The organism is Mangrovibacillus sp. Mu-81, from assembly GCF_036867415.1.
Classification (GTDB): Bacteria; Bacillota; Bacilli; order Bacillales; family Bacillaceae_B; genus Rossellomorea.
This window is the reverse complement of record NZ_JBAJHU010000001.1, coordinates 662,330-677,897: the sequence shown is the minus strand read 5'-3', so window position 1 is coordinate 677,897 and position 15,568 is coordinate 662,330. Positions and strand designations below refer to the sequence as shown.

Sequence of the window (15,568 nt, the reverse complement as noted above, 5' to 3'; positions counted from 1 at the left end):
CTTAATCCTAGTAGCTGAATCAATTTGTGTAAACGTTTTCAAAATATTGTGTTTTAAAAAACTTGTGGACCTTTTGTTCATTTTGTTCAGAATATTTATAATTATTTATAAATAACCCTTTCCTTCCCTTTCAAAGAACAAAGTCTGCCACATTAGTTTAAAGGAATATCCTTTAAACTGTGCCAGACCTGAGTTATTGGTATTATCCTATCCTGTCATTGCCCAGTCGATATCTTCTCTCCGGCCGCCCTACAATTCCATATACATGCTCGACCGACGCTTCCTTATTTCCCACTAAATATTCCAGATACCTTCGGGCAGTCGTTCGGGAGGCTCCCATCTTTTCACCTACTCTTTCTGAGGTGATGCCTTCTTTTTCTTCATGCAGGATGTCCGTCACCTTATGGAGCGTTAAATAATCGATCCCTGGAGGTAGATGGTTTCTTTTTTCAGCTTCTTTCGTTTGATTTCCGCCAAAGAAATGGTCCAATACTTGTTGGTTAACTTCATTAGCTGAAGCAAGCATCATTTTCTTTTGTAAATACGCCGCCATAGCTTCTTGAAATTTTTCCAAAGCTACAGGTTTAATTAAATATTGTTCGACTCCATAACTCAAAGCCTTCTCTAAAAAGGTTTTGTCTTTGGCAGCAGTTATCATCATGATGTCAATAGAAGGAAATTCCGCCCTGATTCGATGCAGCAGGTCCGTACCCATCTGATCCGGCATATAGACATCCAATAGAAGTAAATCCACTTGCTGCCTATGCAGAAATTCAATTGTTTCCTTTGCATTCATTGCTTTACCGGCCAATTTCAACTTTGGGTTTTTCTTAAGAAATTCTTCATGTATTTGTGCTACACGAAAATCATCTTCTGCTATAAGTACTTTAATCATACCCATTCCCCTTTTGTTTGTTTATCTTTCGGCAGTATGACAGTCATCACCGTTCCTTCATTTTCATAAGAGCTCCATTCGATCGAGCCTCCAAGGAGCACTAATTCTTCTTTCACATTCGAAAGTCCATATCCACGATTAGTACCTTTAGATGATATACCCTTTTGAAATATCAAATGTTCCTCCGCTCCTGAAATGCCTTTCCCGCTGTCAGCAATTTCGAATATAATATCTTCCCCGATATCAGTTACAAAGAAAGAAACGAATTTAACCTTTTGATCGATTACAGCTTCGAATGCATTATCTATGAGATTACCCAATATAACGATAAGAGGGGAAATTCCAATATAGTGCGGAAGAGGGGAAAGTGAACTTTCACCGTCTATTTGAAAATCAATTTTCTTTTCAGAAGCTTTCGCTATTTTGCCTAATAAAATGGCTTGAACTTTTTCATCTAAAATACTTTGAAAAAAAATTGAAGATTGGTATTCTTGAAGATCCGCTTCTTGCTTGATGAAATGAATAGCTTCTTCATACTTGTCCAACTGGATCAATCCGAGAAGAACATAAAGTTTATTTTTAAACTCATGAGTCTGAGCCCTTAAGTCATGTGAATACTGTTGAACTTCCGACAGGGCATCAACCATTTTTTTGATTTCAGTACGGTCTCTGAAACTGCACACTGTACCTACCTTTTCGTTGTTTTCAATAATCGGCTGGGCATTTACGATCATCGTCTTCTCTTTATATTGAAGTTCGATGTTTGACACGATCAGGGGAGAGTCGAAAATATCCGCCACTGCTGCAGATTCAAGGATTTCTGTCACCCTTTTTCCTTCCACCTCATCTTGAGTATCAAGTAATTCACGGGCCGATTGATTCATCATTGTAATCGTCCCTTGTTGGTCGATTGCAACGATTCCTTCCTTTACGGATTGAAGGATCGCATTTCTTTCTCTAAATAGGGCGCTGATTTGATAAGGTTCGAGACCAAATGTATCTTTTCGTATACTTCTTGCTAATAAAAGACTGCCGAAAATCCCAAGGATCAGTACGCCCCCGGATAGGGCAAGCATTGTACGAATTTCATATGCAATGCCGTTGCGGATGGTTTGCATACTAAACTCTACCGCTACTGTCCCTTCAATCCTTTTATAGTTATCATAGTGGATCATAACCGGTACAATCCCTTTTAATACTTCGTTCTCACCTTCCCCGGTATGAATCAGATCATTGCTTCCATACACAAGCGTCCGGAATCTATGATTTTTTTCATCGCTTCCGTTTCCCTGTCCTACAAAGCTATATATTTGTCCTTCCCGGTTTTGAATAAGGATGGCCGTTGCTTCTACCTGTCCGCGGATTTGTTCCGTAACCGCACTTAAATTATCTACGGGCTCATTCTCTCGGAAAGATTCCTGAATCACTGGCATATATGACAGTGTCTTGGCGGTCTGCATCGCCAGTTCCTCCGCCTGTTCTACATCTTCCTGAGATTCCCTGTAGGCAAACATCCAGGTTAACAATCCGATTACGATAAGCAGAAGTGAAATGACCAGGCCCAGTATCTTTATTTGCAGTGGTACTTCTAGAAGTCTTTTCATCTAAATACTCCCAATATACTGAATTTTCTACCTGTAAATATATCATTATTTTCTGCTAAAGGGAAACTGCGTGCTAAGTGTTTAATTCCAGTATTAACTTTTCGGAGGCAGCCCTCGAGACACAAGGAAGGATGACCCTATGTGAGCTCTTCTGCTCCTTATTATAAAACATATCAAAATGTTCCACCTCACCCTGAATCACGTTCAATTCACAGGTGCCGCAGCGGCCCGTGCGGCAGGAGTATGGTGTTTGGATTCCTTCTTCAAGCAGAGCGTCCAAGAGCGTTTGATCCTTCCTGACTGAAATGATTCTGCCTGAATCAAGGGCGACTTCAAATGGATGAGCTTCCTTTAACTGAGGCGCCGTAAAACGTTCAAAATGAATACTTCCTGGTGGATATCCATAGGTCTCTGCCCTCTGTGTAAAATATTCAATGAACGATTGTGGACCGCAGAAATATACATGTGTTCCGATTGGATGCTGTAGCAGGCTTGCATCTGTCAGCCTGTTCTTTTCCCGTGAAAAATAAAATGAAGATTGATGTGGATATTTCTCTTTCAAATAAGAGTAGAACGGACACGACTTCCTTGTTTTAGACGTATAGTGGAGTTCGAAACCAGCTCCTCTCCTCGTAAGCTCTTCCATCATGGACAAAAAAGGAGTAATACCGATTCCACCTGCATAAAATACGTGATGTCCAGCTTTGAAACTGAGTGGAAAATAATTTCGGGGATAGCTGATCCGCAGACTGTCCCCAATCTTTATTCTATTGTGCCAATACACTGACCCTCCTTTTGAGTTATCATTTTGTCGGACGGCGATCCGATACACTTGATCACTGCCATGGTTGGTCAGGGAGTATGACCTGGACAGGACTCCATCCCCCGTGTCTATATACGTTATAATATGAGACCCTCCGCTGAATAGAGGTAAAAAAGCACCATCTTCAGGTGCGAGAGTAAACACTTTAACGTCACTGATTTCCTGTTTTATTTCTACAACCTTAACCGGTATCTCTTGATGTATCTTCATTTATCCCACAGCCCTTTCATCTTTTCGCAGCATATCCGAGATATGCATCACGCAGCAAAGAATAGTGGTCCGAAATAACAAGTATTAATTTGCAGTGAGTACACTTCAACTCCAAAGTCGATTCAGACTCCCGTATCCGTGTCATACCATGACACCTGCTGCAAAAAATGTTCACGATTTTCTCCCCATGCCCCATGAACTGCGCTTCCTCTTCTGTAAAACCAATACTTTCTGCTAACGCCTTTATTTCCTTATACCGATCCCAGCAGACAGAGACATATAAATAGCTTCCCATCTTCTGAGATCGCAGCCACATTTCCAATTCAGGACTCTTCTTGATTTCCACAAATCCCGTTTCAAACTCCCCGTTCTGTGCCTTCACCGCCAATATGACCGGCTCTAAATAGCTCATTCCCTCTTTATCCCCGCAAAATAAGTATTTTCTTTTTCCCGGTAAGAAGACCGGCGTGCTTTTCCCCATAAGGATTCACCTACTTTCCTTCATCCTGTCTCCTGAGATAATCCAGTACAGGTTCTTTAAACATGGAGATTCCTTTATACTCTGCGACAGAATCAGGCAGTTCCTTGAGTATGTGAAAAAATTGTTTAAGCCAATTTGGATTCGAAGCGAACTTTTCGAGAGAGAGCAAATGAGTATGAATGGTAAACAGAACTCCATTTGATCCCGGCATCCTGAAAAGTTTCTGGACTTCTACCCTGAAATGAACAAATTCTCCCGCATTATCTTTCGTGACCTTTCTTCGATCGCCTCCCCATTGATCGAAGGTTTCCAATGAAGTATCCAGACGGTTCCCCGCCATCAGAGACCAGTTCCTGCGTACCCAGGGGGCCCCTGCTTCCATCTTCAATAAAAAAGTAAGGATCCGGTCATCCAGTCCTTCCTCTTTAAAACCCGGTATCGGTCTATGAATCTGTTTAAAATTCATGCCTGCATTAAATGCAAGGGACCAGTTCGCCGGAAAACAAAGCTGCCCTGCATCCATATATAAATCGCCGTCTCTTTGCATCATAAAGATCAAATCTTCCTGCACATGCCGTCCGATGAAATCCAACGGCTGCCAAGGGAGACTGGATTCATCACCGTAAATAAAGTGGTGGGTTTCGTTCAGTAACTTGTTATGAAGTGTCCATTTCCGATTCTGTTTCTCAAGTGAAAACAGCTTCGGATTATATGCAGTCAAGTGATTGATTATCGTACTTACAATCTCCCACTGTGCCAGTTGAGTGTGGGGAAGCGAGTGAAAGCAGCGTTCAGGATGGTTCTCAAGGAGCTTTCGTTTCAGTATCATTTCTTCTTTATACGTGGAAGTAACTGTGATTGAGCTGGGGGTTTCCAAGGGGATGGAATTGTTGGAATAGCGGTACACCTCCCCCTTGAATGGATATGGAAACTCTTTTATATCTGCAGCAGTATTCATACAATCATCCTTTTTTCCGAAAATTCTTTCTTTTATTTTATAGGAAAATGGATTGGATTTGAAGGGCGTTGTATCTTAAAAAAAAAAAGAGGCTGTGGCAAAAAACATAAAGGGGAATTGACTCTATATACCCTAATGATTTCCGTGCAAGACTTCGCTTTCCGCGGGGAGCCCGTGAGCCTCCTCGTCGCGTTCGCTCCTGCGGGTTAGAAAAGCGGAGGGGCTTTGCTCAGAGGCGGGAGGCATAAGGCGAATCGGCCACGAAGGCATTCTTTGCCTTCTTGGACGAGTTGACTTATGACATGTGCCTCTAAGCCCCGGGGCTGGACAATTAGAAAAGCGGAGGCGGCTTGCTCAGAGGCGACAAGCATAAGACGAGCAAGCCGGAAAGGCGCTTTTTGCCTTTTTGGCTTGATTGACTTATGAACTCGAGCCTCTAGCCGCCGGAGCTGGACAGGTCTCACATAAGCTACTTCTCCCGCAGGAGTCTTCGTCTTGCACTCCAATCAACCGCTAGAACAAGCTATATACTAAATGGACATTTGAACAAAGATAGTAAAAAACCCGAACTACTTGAACTTAGAATTCAAATTAGTTCGGGTTTTATTCAGATTAAAACACTATTGTCCCAGCCTCCTTCATTCAATTAAGCGGAGTCCCGGGCGGTATGTAGGAAGGTGGGGCTTTCAGCCAGCCGCGTTGTTTCATCTTTGTCTTCAAATCCATTCCGAACACAGATTTTTCCGCTTGGAATCTGATCCACATCAGGCCGATGTCGCTCCTTACACTTTGGCTGTTATTGGTGGCACACATCACGATATTCGTTGCCACTTTAGCTGAAATAAGATTGGCAATTTCAGTGTCTGTCGCTTTCACACCTAAGGGTATACTGTTAGGATTGGAGACCGGCTTTCGTTTGGATGTATCTGCAAGGGGGATCCCTTCCTTGACCATGAACTCTTCAAGCGTCTGCTTCTGGTGAGTCGCCAGTTTCAAGGCATCTTTCAAGAGTTCTACCAGGTCTTTATCCGTTGTGGTATTCATGGCAGCGTCGAGGATCGGTATCTCTTCTGCAATGGCCGTATAATATAACCAGCATCCCATCGCTTCTCCGATATGTGCTCGAGGCTTCGGTTCATCGTCGAATCGTGTCTTCAAATAATCAAACAATGCTTCCATCGTATTGGGCACAGGAAATCACCTCTTAGAGAATTTATCATTGGTTAGGATGTCCTGAAATCGGGAAGCTACTCATTATCGTTGGATAAAAAATGGAAATTGACAGATGTCGTTTGGTATCAATCTCAGTCTCTTCCCTGTCCTTCGTTTATCTTTCCTTCATAATACTGTGTTAGTTCAGGATAATCTTCTAAGTCCTTCTTTCCTTTTTCACTGATGCAGTAAACACCTCTTTGTACCCTGTCGAACCACTTATAATAATTCTTCTGCAAAATGGAAGGGGTTTTGTCGCCGGTCCCAATCAGTTTCAACGCCTTTGGGGACATTGGTCCAAGTTTATCGAGACAGCATGCGATCTGGATGCAGCTTTCTTTATATGCAGTCATGATTTTCATCTTATTGCTTCCGCCTATATTGTAGTCGGCACTGCGCCCTTCGATTTCTTTAATGAGGGCGATTCTTTTCCGTTTGCTGTAGGACATGACTTTATTACGGTCAAACGGCTTGGGATGTGCAACAAATTCAACCATCGGCCTGGTGGTCAGTGTTACGGTAATCAATCCTACTTCCAGTCTTTTTACCAAGTGACATATGTCATTCCACCTTCGGGAACGGGTGCGTTTCGGCTTGGGGATGGCGATATACACATGCTCTGTCAAACGCTGCCGTTTTGCAGCCTGTATCAGCAGATCAATCGTCAATGAGAGCTTGAGCTCCACAATGACCAGTTCTTCCCCTTTCACTGCAGTCAAATCACAATCTTTCACTTCACCGTTGACCTTGTAACCAAGTTTGGTGAAATGCTTTTGGATGGGATGATAGAGGTCGGCTTCTTTACTTTTTTTTTCAGTCATATGTAAAACCTTCTTCATGGATAATGTACTTATTAGAAGTATAGACCATTTTCAATGGTTTGTAAGGGTCATTTATAGAATAAGAGAGGGACGCCCCTGTATAATGGGTCCGTCCCTCTGGAATAGGAAATAATGTACATGATTGTTGGACATTATTACTGCCCAATTGATTTTCGTGCAGGATTTCGCACTAAAAAGAATCTTAAACGCCTTGAGTCCGGATTTTCTCAACCTCATCCGCCACAAACTGGACGGAGGTTCCGACGACTACCTGAATCGAGTTGGTTCCGACAATGTTGATACCAGGTACACCAGTGGCCTTGATTCGTTGTTGATCAACCGCATCCATATCCTTGACTTCCACTCTCAGGCGGGTCACACAGTTGTCAACGGATGTTACGTTCGCATCTCCACCAAGCCCAGCGTATATCTCAGCAGCCATCGCAGCGAAACGGTCACCTTGGGAGACAGGGTTCGAAATCGCACCTTCTTCAGTATCCTCTTCTCGTCCAGGCGTCATAAGATTGAATTTTGCAATCAGGAATCGGAACAGGAAGTAATAAATGAATGCAAATATGATACCCTGCACGAGCAGCATATAAGGCATATTCGCGAGCGGAAGTCTTGAACTCAATACAAAGTCGACGAATCCGGCACTGAATCCAAACCCTGCTGTCCATTGGAAGAAGGACGCAATAGCCAGTGAAAAACCTGTCAACACTGCATGAGCAACATAAAGAGCCGGTGCTACGAACATAAATGCGAACTCGAGAGGCTCAGTAACCCCGGTGAAGAATGACGCAAAGCCTGCTGCAAGCATAAGTGATGCCACTTGCTTTTTCTTTGCAGGTTTCGCAGCGTGATACATAGCAAGGGCAGCTGCCGGTAATCCAAACATCATGACCGGGAAGAATCCAGCCTGATACATTCCGGTCACACCCTTCTCCCCTTTTCCTGACCAGAAGTTTCCGATATCATTTATTCCAGCCACATCAAACCAGAATACCGAATTCAAGGCGTGATGAAGCCCGGTTGGAATAAGTAATCGGTTGAAGAATCCATACAACCCTGCACCCGCGAAGCTCAGGTCACTGATTTCCTTACCGAATGATACAAGTGCCGTATAGATAACCGGCCAAACGAATAACATGATGCCCGATACAACGAGCATTGCCACTGCAGACATGATCGGCACCAGTCGTTTGCCGCTGAAGAAAGCGAGCGCATCCGGCAGTTTCACGTGACTGAAACGATTATACATGCTGGCTGCAACAAGACCTGAGATAATCCCGACAAACTGATTTTCTATTTTTCCAAATGCAGGATTTACACTTTCAGGGTCTATTCCCTGCAGCAATGCTACTGCATCTGTTGAAAGCAGTGTCGTAATGACGAGAAACGCGACCAGTCCACTAAGTGCAGCAGATCCATCCTTTGCTTTCGCCATCCCAAGAGCAACACCGACAGCGAATAAAACAGACATGTTATCAATGATCGATGAACCGGCTTTAATCAGGAATGCCGCAACCGGACTTTCTGCACCCCAGCCTGTTGGATCGATCCAATACCCGATTCCCATCAGAATCGCAGCCGCCGGAAGAACGGCAACCGGAAGCATCAGTGACCGTCCGATCCTTTGTAAATATTTCATCATTTTCTTTTCCCCCTATCTTGTGAGTTCTCCGCTGATTCTTTTCGGCCAACTTATGAATATCACTGACATCACTTACCGTCTTGTGGAGGCAGGAAGTTTTGCCCTGCCCCGGACAAAACTTCCCCTAGTAGAAACTATTCATAAGTGTACGAGTTTAGAATCATATGTATTTTTAAATGAAAACCCTTTCATCCATTTTCCCCTTAAAAAACACAGGAGAAAAGAGACTTATGGCTTAGTAGAATAGTAATAGAAAATTCTGGTAATGGCAAGGCTTTTTTCGAATGATTCTTTTATCAAAAATAGACCCCCAAGGATGATTCCCTGGAGGTCCGTTCTTCAACTATGGTAGTTCAGTTGTTCCCATTAAGAAGCGGTCGCATTCCCGCGCTGCCCCGCGTCCTTCATTGATCGCCCATACGATCAGACTTTGGCCCCTTCGCATGTCTCCTGCTGCAAAGACACCTTCAACATTTGTTGTGTAGGTATCGTACTCTGCATCGACAGTTGTGTTGCTTTTCGTTTCAACTTCAAGCCCCTTCAACAGACCTTGCTCCGGACCACTGAAGCCTATCGCAAGAAGGACAAGGTCGGCAGGCCAGACTTTTTCCGTGCCGGGAAGTTCCTCCCGTATACGATTGCCGTTCTCATCGATTTTCAATGAAACGTTCACCGTATGCACTTCCTTAATATGCCCTTCTTCGTCCCCGACGAACTTCTTCGTCATGACTGCATAGGCACGGGGGTCATGACCGAATACTTCTTCCGCTTCCTTCTGTCCGTATTCCACACGGTGGATGACCGGATACTGCGGCCAGGGGTTCCCCACTTCGTCCCGGATGGATCCTTTTTTCGCATATATATCGAATTGAGTCAGGCTCTTGCAGTTATGTCGAATGGACGTAGCCAGACAATCTGTACCGGTATCACCCCCGCCGATGACAATTACATTCTTCCCGGCTGCAGATAGAAAGTTCCCATCTTCGAAATTGGAGTCCAGTAAGCTCTTCGTGTTGGCGTGCAGGAAGTCCATTGCATAGTGGACACCTTTCAAGTTTCTGCCTTCCACCTCCAGATTACGATGAACCGTCGCTCCCCCGCAAAGGATGACCGCATCAAATTCACTCTTCAATTCCGAAGCGGAAATGTCCTTGCCTACTTCTGTATTGGTAATAAATGTAATTCCCTCTTTTTCCAGAATATCCACACGTCTCTTTACAATAGAATATGGAAGCTTCATTTCAGGAATTCCATAGGTTAATAAACCGCCCACTCGGTCATTTCGTTCGAATACGGTTACCAGATGACCTGCTTTATTCAGTTGTGCTGCGGCGGCAAGCCCTGCCGGTCCGGAACCTACTACCGCGACCCGTTTACCCGTCCGGATCTCAGGAGGCTGAGGTACGACCCATCCTTCTTCAAACCCCTTCTCAATTATGGACCTTTCCACCGTCCTGATTGCGACAGGAGGTTCATTGATGCCAAGGACACATGCTCCTTCACAAGGTGCCGGACAAGCAAAACCTGTGAATTCCGGGAAATTATTCATTTCATGCTCGCGCTTTAATGCTTCTTTCCATTGCCCTTGATACACCAGGTCATTCCATTCTGGAATCAGATGATAAACTGGGCACCCCGTCGTGACCCCTGCAAGTTCCATACCGGACTGACAGGTAGGGACACCGCAATCCATGCACCGCGCCCCCTGCTTTTTGACTTCTTCCTCGGAAAGCGGGAGGGTATAATCATCCCAGTCTTTCGTCCGTTCGGCAGGATTCCTTTCATCCAGCGGCTGTCTCTTATATTCCATGAAACCAGTTGGTTTTCCCATTCATATCCCCCTCCTTTTTTAACTGTCCAGCTACAGGGCTTAGAGGCACATGTCATAAGCCAAATCGGCCAAGAAGGCAAAGGGCGCCTTCGTGTCCGAGTCGTCTTATGCCACCCGCTTCTGACCAAAGCCCTTTCGCTTTTCTTATTTAGCCGGTTCTAATATTTTTGTGCTTTCTTCGAAGGCTGTCATTTCAGCTTCGTATTTCTCTAATCCGCTGTTTTCCAGTTCTGAAATTCTTTCTTTCATTTTCAGATAGGATTTCGGAATCACCCGTACAAATTTGGACACATACGCGTCCCAATTAGCCAATATCTTCTTCCCATTCGCACTATTTGTATAATTAACATAGTTTTGAATCAGATCATATACTTCCTTTGTTTCTTCCGGATCGAATAGTGGTTGCAGAAGGACAAGCTCCTTATTGCAGCGGGAACTGAATGTTCCGTCCTCATCCAATACATAGGCGGTTCCACCGGACATTCCTGCCGCAAAATTCCGCCCTGTACGGCCCAGGATGACCACCCTGCCTCCGGTCATGTATTCACAACCGTGATCACCGACGCCTTCTACGACTACATTCGCACCGCTGTTTCTTACACAGAAGCGTTCTCCGGCAATTCCGTAAATGTACGCCTCCCCGGCAGAGGCACCGTAGAACGATACATTTCCGATGATGGTGTTCCGTTCAGGCACAAACGTGGATGTAGGATCAGGATGAACGATGATCTTACCGCCTGATAATCCTTTTCCTACGAAGTCATTCGCATCCCCGACTAGTCTCAAGGTCAATCCTTTCGGAATATAGGCTCCAAAGCTCTGCCCCGCCGAACCCGTGAACTTCAAACGGATCGTGTCTTCCGGCAGGCCTTCTGCACCGTAGCGCTTCGTAATTTCGCTTCCAAGCATCGTACCTGTTACACGGTTGATGTTCCGGATGGCAGTCGAGACTTCAATCGGCTCCTTATTCTCAATCGCTTTCCGGCATCTTGGAATCAGTTCCTGGTAATCAAATGTCTTCTCAAGTTCGTGATCCTGTTTTCTGACAGCATACCTGCTCACTTTCTCAGGTACATCCGGCTGGTGTAGAAGCGCAGATAAATCAAGTCCTTTCGCTTTCCAATGGTCAATTGCTTCATTTGATTGAAGGACATCTGTACGTCCGATCATTTCATTGATCGTTCTGAATCCAAGCTGTGCCATCAATTCCCTTGCTTCCTGTGCAACAAATCTCATGAAGTTCGCCACATGTTCAGGGTCGCCCATGTATTTCTTGCGAAGCTCGGGATCCTGTGTCGCAATACCGACAGGACAAGTGTTCATATGACATACGCGCATCATGACGCATCCAAGGACAACAAGCGGTGCAGTTGAGAAGCCAAACTCTTCCGCGCCAAGCAGGGAAGCTACAACAACATCGCGTCCGGTCATCATTTTCCCGTCTGTTTCCACGACAATGCGGTCACGCAGGCGGTTCAGCAACAGGGTCTGATGTGCTTCTGCAAGTCCGATTTCCCAAGGGAGACCGGTATGCTTCAAGCTTGTTCTCGGAGCAGCCCCCGTCCCTCCGTCGTATCCTGAGATCAACACTACATCCGCACGGCCTTTTGCCACACCTGCAGCTATTGTCCCGACACCGACAGCCGATACGAGTTTCACGCTGATCCGTGCCTGCGGGTTTGCGTTTTTCAGGTTATGGATCAATTCTGCAAGATCTTCGATGGAGTATATATCATGGTGAGGTGGTGGTGAAATAAGCTCCACTCCCGGAGTGGATCCACGCACTTCTGCCACCCATGGATAAACCTTCTTGCCTGGCAGGTGTCCGCCTTCGCCAGGCTTCGCGCCTTGTGCTACTTTTATTTGAATTTCATCTGCGTTGACAAGATAATGGCTAGTCACTCCGAAACGTCCGGAAGCAACCTGCTTAATCGAACTCCGGCGAAGGTCTCCACTTTCATCACGAGTGAATCGGTTTGGATGCTCGCCGCCTTCACCAGAGTTGCTTCGTCCGCCGATACGGTTCATGGCGATCGCCAGTGCTTCATGTGCTTCCTGACTGATCGAACCAAATGACATCGCCCCTGTCTTGAATCGCCGGCAGATTTCTTCCACCGATTCAACTTCTTCGATTGGAACCGGCTGTCTTTCTTTAAAAGAAAGAAGTCCGCGAAGGGATTGCAGGTTTTGTTTCTCATCAGTCAGCATCGCAGAATATTTCTTGAACGTATCAAAGTTATTCGTTCTGCATGCCTGTTGAAGGGTATGAATCGTACTTGGATTGTATTGATGATCTTCCCCATTTTTACGGTATTGGAATTCATCCCCTGATTCCAATGTTCGGTTGTAGTCTTTTCTATCGACATAAGCTCTGCGGTGGCGCATAAGCACTTCTTTTTCAATGATATCAAGCTTGATTCCGCCCAATCTTGAGGAAGTCCGCGTGAAGTATTTGTCGATCACTTCTTTATGGATCCCGATCGCTTCGAAAATTTGAGCTCCGCGGTAACTTTGGATGGTTGAAATCCCCATTTTCGAGAGGACCTTCATGACTCCATCGGTTGCTGCTTTCACATAGGTCTTCACAGCTTCTCTATGAGTTTTATGCTGAAGCTCACCTTTATTCACAAGCTCACGCAGTGATTCATATGCAAGATATGGTGTGATGGCTTCAGCACCGTATCCAAGCAAGGTGGCAAAGTGATGAACTTCCCTCGGCTCCCCGGATTCAACGAGAATGCTGACTTTCGTGCGAGTCCGTTGACGGATGAGGTGTTGATGGAGTCCGGAAACAGCCAATAATGCAGGAATAGCTGCACGTTCCGCTGCTACTCCCCGGTCAGACAGAATCAGCAATGTCGCTCCCTCTCTAATGGAAGCATCAGCTTCTCCGAACATGCGGTCCAGCGCTCCTTCAAGCTGGCCCTCTTCTTCGGTTGCCTTAAATAAGGTAGACAGGGTGACCGCTTTGAATCCTTCTTCGTTTTGATAACGAAGTTTTTCAAGCTCTTCACAGGTTAATACCGGTGTCTCCAAACGGATATGACGGCAGCTTTCTGCACCAGGGTTCACGAGGTTGCCTTCAGCCCCGATCGTCGTTCCCACGGAAGTGACGATCTGCTCACGGATAGCATCGATTGGCGGGTTTGTGACCTGTGCAAACAATTGTTTGAAATAGTTAAATAACAGTTGAGGTTTCTTGGACAGTACTGCCAAGGGTGAATCATACCCCATCGAACCGACCGGATCTTTCCCATCGGTTACCATCGGTTTGATGAGCTTGTTTACTTCCTCGGTTGTGTATCCGAACGCCTGCTGCTGGATCAATATTTCCTCAGACGTGTAGATTTCTGGACCAAATGGAGATTCAGGAAGGTCCTTCAGTTCTTTTTTATTGTTATTCAGCCAATGTCTGTACGGCTGTTCATTTGCCACTCTGAGTTTGATTTCTTCATCCGGGACCATTCTTCCTTTCTCCAGATCGACAAGAAGCATTTTCCCAGGCTGAAGACGATCTTTGTAGACAATATCATCAGCAAAGATATCAAGTGCCCCTACTTCAGATCCGAGAACAATCATGCCATTTTTTGTTACATAATACCTTGCCGGCCGAAGTCCGTTACGGTCAAGACATGCCCCGATCTGTTTACCATCTGTAAACACGAGGGCTGCCGGTCCGTCCCACGGCTCCATCAGGCAGCTGTGGTATTCATAGAAGTCTTTTTTCTTCGGATGGATTGTATCATCATTTTCCCATGGCTCCGGCACCATCATCATCGCTGTATGTGCAAGCGACCTTCCAGACAAGTGAAGGAACTCGAATGCATTATCGAACATGGATGAGTCACTGCCCGTCTCATCAATGACCGGGAGAATTTTCTCAAGTTCTTCTTCACTGAAAGCAGTTGAATGGCATAGCTGTTCACGCGCTCTCATCCAATTGACGTTTCCTCTTAATGTATTGAATTCTCCATTATGGATGGTATATCGGTTAGGGTGTGATCGCTGCCAGCTTGGAAATGTATTCGTACTGAAGCGGGAATGCACCAGTGCAAGTGCGGATTGGAACTCAGGGTGATTGAGGTCGATGTAAAAAGAATCGAGCTGTTCGGGAATGAGCATCCCTTTGTATACAATGGTTGTGGAAGATAAGCTGCACAAGTATACGTCCTTCAGTTCCTCAATCTCTGATGTTTCTTTCTCGATCCGTTTTCGGATTACATAAAGTTTTCGTTCAAAATCCATTCTTGTTTTCATATCAGCAGAAGCACCTATAAACACTTGCCTGATAAACGGCTTCGATTTGGAAGCGACTTTCCCTACAAAGGAATCATTGATCGGAACAGGTCTCCATCCAAGCGTCTTCTGTCCTTCTTCTTCGATGATGCGTTCGAATAATTCCTTGCTTTGCATACGCGAATCATAATGTTCGGGAAGGAAGACCATCCCTACTCCGTATTCACCTTCGCCCGGCAAGATAATATCCTCTTTTTCACACTGCTTTTTGAAAAACCTGTGAGGAATTTGTGTAAGGATACCAGCCCCGTCACCAGTGCTTGTATCTGCGGATTGTCCGCCGCGGTGCTCAAGGTTGCAAAGGATATTAATTGCGTTCTGGACGATATTGTGTGACTTTCTGCCATCTATATTGGCAATCATTCCGATACCACATGCTTCATGTTCATGCGCCGGATCATACAATCCCTGCGCTACAGGAAGATTATTTTTCATACATAAAGTCCCCCTCTTCTTAACTACCATTATTGAAAGATAATAAAATCTTTTAATCGAATTTTCTTAATTTTTGTTAGTATATCATGAAAAATAGAAAAAACGAAAAATTTAGTCAACGGTTTTAACCCTTTAAACATCGATATTTGTCGAATATCAAGAAGAAAACAAGAAAGGAAATTCACCATTTTACTAAATTTTCAAAAACTTTAAAACCTTGCTATTTCAATAAAGAAATCGTTTTCAAAAATCTCTTGAAGGAGGATACATACTTATTAACTCTTTTGAATTTTTATGTGAAAATTTTCTATGAATTTTTTTTTTAAGGGACGAAATTTCATTGATGAT

10 protein-coding genes are annotated in these 15,568 nt (G+C 44.8%); all 10 read right to left on the bottom strand.

Annotation, left to right across the window (positions count from 1 at the left end):
- Positions 1-202: 202 nt before the first annotated feature.
- The 10 genes from V6B33_RS03395 to gltB all read right to left on the bottom strand — a co-directional run bounded on the left by V6B33_RS03395 (position 203) and on the right by gltB (position 15,220).
- A complete protein-coding gene (locus V6B33_RS03395) occupies positions 203-895 on the bottom strand; it encodes a response regulator (protein ID WP_334216317.1) in 693 nt (230 codons plus the stop codon).
- Entirely contained in the window at positions 892-2,499 is a 1,608-nt protein-coding gene (locus V6B33_RS03390) for a sensor histidine kinase (RefSeq protein ID WP_334216316.1), read from the bottom strand. The genes V6B33_RS03395 and V6B33_RS03390 overlap by 4 nt, the downstream gene beginning before the upstream one ends.
- Positions 2,500-2,572: 73 nt before the next feature.
- Positions 2,573-3,532 carry a PDR/VanB family oxidoreductase gene (locus V6B33_RS03385; protein ID WP_334216315.1) on the bottom strand — a complete coding sequence of 320 codons (960 nt, stop codon included), beginning with the start codon at positions 3,530-3,532 and terminating at the stop codon, positions 2,573-2,575.
- 16 nt (positions 3,533-3,548) lie between these two features.
- The gene (locus V6B33_RS03380; protein WP_334216314.1) at positions 3,549-4,013 is read right to left on the bottom strand and encodes a hypothetical protein; all 465 of its coding nucleotides are present in this window, start codon (positions 4,011-4,013) and stop codon (positions 3,549-3,551) included.
- 10 nt (positions 4,014-4,023) lie between these two features.
- Entirely contained in the window at positions 4,024-4,971 is a 948-nt protein-coding gene (locus V6B33_RS03375; RefSeq protein ID WP_334216313.1) for a heme-dependent oxidative N-demethylase family protein, read from the bottom strand.
- Between the two features lie 642 nt (positions 4,972-5,613).
- Positions 5,614-6,162: a DUF3231 family protein gene (locus V6B33_RS03370; protein WP_334216312.1), complete on the bottom strand. Its 549-nt coding sequence runs from the start codon at positions 6,160-6,162 to the stop codon at positions 5,614-5,616.
- 113 nt (positions 6,163-6,275) lie between these two features.
- Entirely contained in the window at positions 6,276-7,004 is a 729-nt protein-coding gene (locus V6B33_RS03365; protein ID WP_334216311.1) for a DUF2161 domain-containing phosphodiesterase, read from the bottom strand.
- Positions 7,005-7,206: 202 nt separating this feature from the next.
- On the bottom strand, positions 7,207-8,658 hold the full coding sequence (gene nagE, locus V6B33_RS03360) for an N-acetylglucosamine-specific PTS transporter subunit IIBC (RefSeq protein ID WP_334216310.1): 1,452 nt from the start codon (positions 8,656-8,658) through the stop codon (positions 7,207-7,209).
- 343 nt (positions 8,659-9,001) lie between these two features.
- Positions 9,002-10,489, bottom strand: coding sequence for a glutamate synthase subunit beta (locus V6B33_RS03355; protein WP_334216309.1), 1,488 nt, complete (start codon positions 10,487-10,489; stop codon positions 9,002-9,004).
- Positions 10,490-10,633: 144 nt separating this feature from the next.
- Positions 10,634-15,220: a glutamate synthase large subunit gene (gene gltB / locus V6B33_RS03350; RefSeq protein WP_334216308.1), complete on the bottom strand. Its 4,587-nt coding sequence runs from the start codon at positions 15,218-15,220 to the stop codon at positions 10,634-10,636.
- Between the last annotated feature and the right edge of the window lie 348 nt (positions 15,221-15,568).

Bases quoted from the DNA above. Each gene is read 5' to 3' on its own strand.
- V6B33_RS03380 (WP_334216314.1), bottom strand. From the start codon at position 4,013: ATGGGGAAAAGCACGCCGGTCTTCTTACCGGGAAAAAGAAAATACTTA.
- V6B33_RS03390 (WP_334216316.1), bottom strand. From the start codon at position 2,499: ATGAAAAGACTTCTAGAAGTACCACTGCAAATAAAGATACTGGGCCTG.
- gltB (WP_334216308.1), bottom strand. From the start codon at position 15,220: ATGAAAAATAATCTTCCTGTAGCGCAGGGATTGTATGATCCGGCGCAT.
- nagE (WP_334216310.1), bottom strand. From the start codon at position 8,658: ATGATGAAATATTTACAAAGGATCGGACGGTCACTGATGCTTCCGGTT.
- V6B33_RS03395 (WP_334216317.1), bottom strand. From the start codon at position 895: ATGATTAAAGTACTTATAGCAGAAGATGATTTTCGTGTAGCACAAATA.
- V6B33_RS03375 (WP_334216313.1), bottom strand. From the start codon at position 4,971: ATGAATACTGCTGCAGATATAAAAGAGTTTCCATATCCATTCAAGGGG.
- V6B33_RS03365 (WP_334216311.1), bottom strand. From the start codon at position 7,004: ATGACTGAAAAAAAAAGTAAAGAAGCCGACCTCTATCATCCCATCCAA.
- V6B33_RS03355 (WP_334216309.1), bottom strand. From the start codon at position 10,489: ATGGGAAAACCAACTGGTTTCATGGAATATAAGAGACAGCCGCTGGAT.
- V6B33_RS03385 (WP_334216315.1), bottom strand. From the start codon at position 3,532: ATGAAGATACATCAAGAGATACCGGTTAAGGTTGTAGAAATAAAACAG.